Below are 1,715 nucleotides of genomic sequence, written 5' to 3'. Positions count from 1 at the left end.
ATATATGGTGGCGTAAGTTCATTAATGTGTGGTGGAGATTTCTGGGCAGGTGCAAGAGAAGGTGCATACTTGGGTATTGGTTCTGGAATAGCAAATGCTTTATTACCTATTTTAGGTGTAGTACCTAGACCAGAGGAAGAAACAATTATTAGCGACCCAGCAAGTCCTACAGATATTATTGGTGCAGGGAGGATAGTTGTTGGTGGAATAAAGACAGTTCTTGTTGGTGGGGGTAAGTTAATAGGAAAAGGTATAGGTAAAGTTGGAGCAAGAGGTGTAGGAAAAGAAATTACAGGAAAAGTGAATCAAATGAATAAGGAGATTATCACAAGGAAGGCACCTAAAAATATTAAACGAGTAGATAAAGGAAAAATTAAAGGTGAACAAGATCATGTTCATTTTAAAGATGGTAGCGCATTAAATAAAAATGGTACATGGAAACATGGATATAGATACTTGACAAATCAAGAAAAGGAGTGGTTAAAACACCATGGGTGGAAGCTTCCTAAATAATACAAATATTACAGAAAAAATTGATAGATGGATTATAAATAATATTAAAGACAAAAAATATCTACAATATGATGATTTTCATATTGATGAAGTAGATTTATCTTTAACATTGAGGGAAAACTGGATACCTGGCTCTATTAAATGTCTGAAAACTGCACTTGAATCTCGAAATAAAAGACAACTTCCTTTTACTGTTGCATTAGCTTTTTCACTTAAATCTAAAGAAACACCAATTGGTGCAAATTTCCAAACCCCAGATGAATTAGAACAGGAATTTGATATAACTCCACCTTCTCTATATCTATTTCCAAAAGGCAGTGAACCATGGGTAATTGATTTCAATGATTTTTTACTTATTGACTTAGATTTATTTAGATTGAAAGGTTTGGATGTTAAATGTTTTTATGCAGAGAATTTGATTGGTGATGATGATGAATACAGAAGATCTTTGTGGTTAGTGGGCTGATTACAACAAATGGGCACATAAGTAGGGTATAGTGGGAGATTTATAGGAAAAGAATCTGTTGTAAAAATAGAGGAAAGTACTGTTAAAACTATTGCAAAAGGGCATGGAATTAAAGACATAAAGAGGCTAAAGGAGACTTATGGAGGGAAAAACTGGAAAAAGAAAAAAGGGATTGCCTATGCTAAAGATGAATCTGGTAGAATACGTAAAGCCGAAGTTCATTGGTATGAAGCTCATGGAATTGGCAAGGTAGAGTATAAAGTAAAAAGATGGTTGGAAGAGTAGAGGGGGGTAAGATCATGAAAGTAAAATGTATTAGTAATGATAGCTATATAGTTTTGGAAGATAAAGATATAGAGGTAAAACATGGATTAAGATGTTCTTTAACCATTGGCAAAATTTATGAAGTAGTTTCTATTGAAAATGGAGGTGACTATTATAGAATAATAGACGATACAGGAGAAGACTATTTATTCCCTGCATATATGTTTGAAGAGGCAGAAAGGAGTCAGACTACCAGTAGGGTCGGGGATAGGGGTCGCATCTTGAATTGTGGAAGAGGCAGAAAGGAGTCAGACTACCAGTAGGGTCGGGGATAGGGGTCGCATCTTGAATTGTGAATTGATATTTTACATAACTTATTGTTGAACTTTTGCGTTTTTTTAGGTGTAAGAAAGGGGAAATGGAGAAAATTGGGGAAAGGGGAAAAAGAATTTCATGTATAACTAACTATATT

Annotated in this window: 3 protein-coding genes; all 3 read left to right on the top strand. The window is 34.5% G+C overall.

Annotated features, from left to right (window positions below; genetic code table 11):
• The coding region (locus tag AB1414_20340) for a hypothetical protein (protein MEW6609763.1) at positions 1 to 513 on the top strand (513 nt) is incomplete at its 5' end.
• On the top strand, positions 491 to 979 hold the full coding sequence (locus tag AB1414_20335; protein ID MEW6609762.1) for a hypothetical protein: 489 nt from the start codon (positions 491 to 493) through the stop codon (positions 977 to 979). The genes AB1414_20340 and AB1414_20335, both read left to right, overlap by 23 nt.
• Positions 980 to 1,332: 353 nt before the next feature.
• The gene (locus AB1414_20330) at positions 1,333 to 1,566 is read left to right on the top strand and encodes a hypothetical protein (protein MEW6609761.1); all 234 of its coding nucleotides are present in this window, start codon (positions 1,333 to 1,335) and stop codon (positions 1,564 to 1,566) included.
• Positions 1,567 to 1,715 lie beyond the last annotated feature (149 nt).

The sequence above is a fragment of the bacterium genome (assembly GCA_040755795.1).
Lineage (GTDB): Bacteria > UBA9089 > CG2-30-40-21 > CG2-30-40-21 > SBAY01 > JBFLXS01.
The sequence above is the reverse complement of the archived record's forward strand: the minus strand, read 5'-3'. Positions and strand labels throughout refer to the sequence as shown.

Coding starts and splice junctions, on each gene's coding strand:
- AB1414_20335 (MEW6609762.1), top strand. CDS start 491: ATGGGTGGAAGCTTCCTAAATAATACAAATATTACAGAAAAAATTGAT.